Genomic DNA, 4,355 nt, shown 5'->3' on the forward strand with positions numbered 1-4,355 from the left:
TTCGGCGAACAGACTGCTTTTGAGATGCAGACCGATCTCGGTAGCTACTACCTCAGATTTAAGCCTGTTTACTATCATCAAGGGCTGTTTGTCGAAATTTGGCAATGGGTTTCCCCTCCTCCTCCTCCAAATACAAAATGGCTAGGTGATTTGTCTTGGTCTCCCAACCTTGCAATTTAAAGATATGAATATTTCAGAAGTTTTGGCGATCGTTGGTTTATTTGGCGCTGCCTTTGTTTGGATACACAAGATGTTTGATGCAGTTGATAAAAGATTTGATAAAAGATTTGATAAAAATGTCAATGAAATGAATAGCCTTAATTCGAGATTTGCCATTTTTGAGCATGGAACGGTTGAGGTCTTAGAAGAAAAAATAAACCAGATTAAATCTAAGCAGTTCGACTTAGAAGATAAGCTACAGCAGTATTTTGAAAGTTTATCTAAGCAAGTCCAAGATCTATTTGTCGAAATTAAGTCTAAATAGTTTTGATGTCTGGGGGCTTTGGGCGATCGCTTCTTTGCATGAGTAAATCGTAGGCTTTCTGGTGATGGCGATCGCTTTATCGATTGCCATCATCAAAAAGCCTTAGAAAAACATATTGTGTTGTCATTTTGGGTAGAAACTTGGGTGGAAATTCATAGTATTATCCCAAGACTTATCTTAGAGAGGGCTTTACAGGTTTAATTGATTTTTTGGTAAGGGAAAAATCACGGGTTCAAATCCCGTTGAGGGCTTATATAGCAAAGTCGATATGGCTACGCCATTTTGTGTTTTGAAAGCTCTTACTGTGTTTGGTTTTCAATTCACGAAAGTGTTATCAAACTTTCGTGAATTAGTATTAATTATGCGGAGGTACTTATGGGAATTATGTCAATTCCATGTTTATATTCGATGTGCTTTTCGTCAATCCAGTGCTATGCTTGCAAGCATAAATTTGCCTAACCACAACCCTCAATTTTATTCTTGTAATGCTGCATCCAACTGCCATTCCTTACTTGGTCGCCTTTGCAGTATCTGCGATCGTAGTGTGGCTGAGTACGCCGATAATTCGTCATTTGGGGCTCAAAGCAGGACTTGTAGACAAGCCCAACCATCGCAAGATGCATACAACACCTGTTGTGCGAGTCGGTGGCGTAGCAATTTTTTTAGGAAGTGTGTCCGCTCTTTTACTAGTTTGGGCAGGTGGCTATTTTGGGATATTACCGCAAACTAGGGAATATGAAGTATGGGGGGTAACTATCGGCGGAGCCGCATTTTTCTTAATTGGGTTTGCCGATGACCTATTTAATTTACCGCCTTTGCCTCGATTAATTGCCCAACTAGCTGTATCTGCTGCTGCTTGGCGGGTTGGAGTAAGAATCGACTTTATCTCTGTACCATTTCTTGGCATTATCAAATTTGGCTGGTTCAGCTTACCCATTACGATGGTGTGGCTATCTGGCATGGCAAATGCGATCAATTGGCTCGATGGATTGGATGGGCTTGCCGCAGGGGTGACCACGATCGCTGCGGCGGTTATTTTAATTACGAGTCTATTTATGCAGCAACCAGCCGCAGCATTGATTGCCGCTGCCCTTGCTGGAGGATGTCTCGGATTTTTGCGCTATAACTTTAAGCCCAAAAGCTCTGCGGAAATCTTTATGGGAGATGGGGGGGCTTATTTTTTGGGGTTTACCCTTGCGGGCGTAAGTGTCATCGGATTGGTAAAGGCTGTGGCAACGGTCGCGCTGATTATGCCCTATATGATTCTTGCCGTGCCAATTGTTGATGCGACCGCAGTAATTTTGCAACGCCTTGGCAAGGGCGAGTCACCAATGTCGGCAGGCAAGCAGCATTTGCACCATCGACTAGTTCAGGCGGGAGTATCAAAGCGACTAACCGTTTTATTTATCTATGCGCTTACGCTGTGGGTTGGGAGTATTGCGATGGCTGTATCGGGGATGCCTGCGGGGGGAACCTATGCGGCAATTAGTACGGTCTTAATGCTTTATGCCTGTATTAAGGTATGGCAAAGAATTAAAGCGAAAGAGCTGCGATCGCAAAAAGAGCAGGCTTCACAGGCTAGCGATAATTAATTGGCGATCGACCGCAATTTTCAAAACCCTGTGTACATGAAATTGTGATAACTTAGAGTACTGCAAACAACATTTTAGAGATATTTTCGGCAACGAGCAAAACTCCAAGCTCCTCGAAATGTTGCCCTAGACATCCCAAACAAGCTTATTAATATGGCAGACATTACAACCCAACAAATTCAAGAGCTACGTGCGAGAACTGGCGCGGGTATCAAAGACTGTAAAGCCGCCCTCGTTGACTCCAGTGGTGATTTTACCAAGGCAACCGAATACCTAAGACAAAAGGGGCTAGCCTCTGCTGTTAAAAAAGCAAGCCGCGCTGCTACCGAAGGTATCGTTCATAGCTATATTCACTTTGGCAGCCGTATTGGTGTGCTAGTTGAAGTTAACTGCGAAACTGACTTTGTGGCTCGTCGCGATGAACTCAAAGAATTAGCTGACAATGTAGCTAAACAAATTGCTGCTTGCCCTAATGTGGAATATGTCAGTGTTGCTGATATCCCTGCTGCATTTGTCGAAAGCGAAAAGCAAATTGAAGCTGGTAAGGAAGATCTCGCTAGCAAGCCTGAGGCGATCCGCGACAAGATCGTACTTGGTCGCATCGAAAAGCGTCTGAAAGAGCTTTGCTTGTTAGATCAGCCCTTTATCAAAGACCAAAGTATCACTGTTGATGAACTAGTTAAATTAACTGGTACTAAACTTAGTGAAAATGTCAAGGTGCGCCGCTTTGTTCGTTTTGTAGTTGGTGAAGAGCTAGCTTCTGAGAAAAAGGAAAGCGACGAAGCTTCAGCATAGGATTTCCTTGATCGCTGTACCCTAACTGATGTTATTGCTTCTCTATAAATTGACCGAGACAATACAACCTGCGGCGCAAGCGCAGCTTGCGCCGCAGGTTGTAGCTCTGGATTTTAATTACGTAGTATTAAGTAAGGATGGGCGGCGCGAAGCGCCGCCCATCCTTACCATATAAAATACCAATTTAAGAAATGGCGCAGCCATTTCTTAAATTGAAAACCCTTGCTAGGTTTAGTTTTTAATTCACAAAAGTGTTGTCATACTTTCGTGAATTGGTATAACTGCAAAAGGACTGAGTGGAAAGAAGCAAATCAGAAATATTGCTAGAAATATGGTGAGTGATGACGATGCTAATGCGTATTGATAAAGATATTCAAAATATCCAAAAGGCGATCGCGGATGCGCTTGTCCGCATTGATACCATTCATCTGGAATATTCTCAGGCGATCGCCCACGCCACACAGCAACAAATCTTGTTATCAGTCTTTAGCTTCTGTACCCAAAAATGTCCAGAGGCATTTTTAGCGCTTTCATTATCCGAGCGTCAAGATTTACAGGAGTCTTTGCGAAAAACAATTAGGACTCTCAGCGATCGCATCCAAGCACAATTAGAAGAATGCGATCGTGATAGTCGAGTGAATCAGGAAAACCTTGATAATTTGCTCGGTAGACTCCTTGATGAGAGTATGGGAACCCTGAACCAGTTATTAGTAGATAGCAAAATATTAAGCGCCATGCAGCTCCAAGGTGAAAAAGCCTTGCAGATGAGCATTCGGCTTGCGGAGATTGAGTTCACCGATCGCCAAGTTATGTCCCATCGCGGCGAATTGCGTGTTTTATCGGCAAGGATTGCCCATTTGCAAAACGAGCTAGAAAAGAAATATCAACAAAAGATGATCGCGGAAGCGGAATTAGCTTGGCGATCGGCATGGGTGGAATAATAATGCTATGACAAAAAATCGTGTAGTTTATCGGGAGTTTGGCGTACCTGAGGAAGATGACTCAGACAATAATGTGGTCGATTTACCACCACAGCAACAAAATCCTCGCATTCAAGTCACACGCAGAGGCAAGGGCGGAAAGACCGTGACTGAGGTGACAGGTTTTCAGACCACGCCTGAGAATTTGGCAAAACTAACTAAGCAGTTGAAAAATCAATGTGGTACTGGGGGCACATCAAAGGAACAAGCGATCGAAATTCAAGGCGATTGCAGTCAGAAAATTTTGCAGATATTGCTCGGCTTAGGTTACAAAGCCAAAATAAGCGGCAAATAATAAAGGGGGTGCTTGTGCGCCTCCTTTATTATTTGCCGCGTTATACCAATTCACTGAAGTGAGCCAACACTTCAGTGAATTACAAACCAAACCTAGCAAGGGTTTGAAAAACTAAAAATTGCGTAGCCATTTTTAGTTTTGGTATTAGACAACTTATTTATCGTTTTAAGTGACTAAAAAGCTGATTTGGAGTTAGTGGTAATGTCAGT

6 protein-coding genes are annotated in these 4,355 nt (G+C 43.1%); all 6 read left to right on the forward strand.

All coding sequences use genetic code 11. The features are described from left to right. Nucleotides 1-180: hypothetical protein (locus AC805_RS26200; RefSeq protein ID WP_197278682.1), on the forward strand; the 180-nt coding region annotated here is incomplete at its 5' end. Between the two features lie 4 nt (nt 181-184). Further along, nucleotides 185-484 carry a hypothetical protein gene (locus tag AC805_RS09405; protein WP_055075191.1) on the forward strand — a complete coding sequence of 100 codons (300 nt, stop codon included), beginning with the start codon at nt 185-187 and terminating at the stop codon, nt 482-484. A 485-nt stretch (nt 485-969) separates the two neighbouring features. Beyond that, entirely contained in the window at nt 970-2,076 is a 1,107-nt protein-coding gene (locus AC805_RS09410; RefSeq protein WP_055075192.1) for a glycosyltransferase family 4 protein, read from the forward strand. A 153-nt stretch (nt 2,077-2,229) separates the two neighbouring features. Next, nucleotides 2,230-2,871 carry a translation elongation factor Ts gene (tsf, locus tag AC805_RS09415; RefSeq protein WP_055075193.1) on the forward strand — a complete coding sequence of 214 codons (642 nt, stop codon included), beginning with the start codon at nt 2,230-2,232 and terminating at the stop codon, nt 2,869-2,871. A 338-nt stretch (nt 2,872-3,209) separates the two neighbouring features. Further along, nucleotides 3,210-3,812: a hypothetical protein gene (locus AC805_RS09420; protein WP_156341363.1), complete on the forward strand. Its 603-nt coding sequence runs from the start codon at nt 3,210-3,212 to the stop codon at nt 3,810-3,812. 7 nt (nt 3,813-3,819) lie between these two features. Next, a complete protein-coding gene (locus tag AC805_RS09425) occupies nt 3,820-4,146 on the forward strand; it encodes a translation initiation factor (RefSeq protein WP_009628803.1) in 327 nt (108 codons plus the stop codon). Nucleotides 4,147-4,355: the final 209 nt, after the last annotated feature.

The sequence above is a fragment of the Pseudanabaena sp. 'Roaring Creek' genome (assembly GCF_001402795.1).
Lineage (GTDB): Bacteria > Cyanobacteriota > Cyanobacteriia > Pseudanabaenales > Pseudanabaenaceae > Pseudanabaena.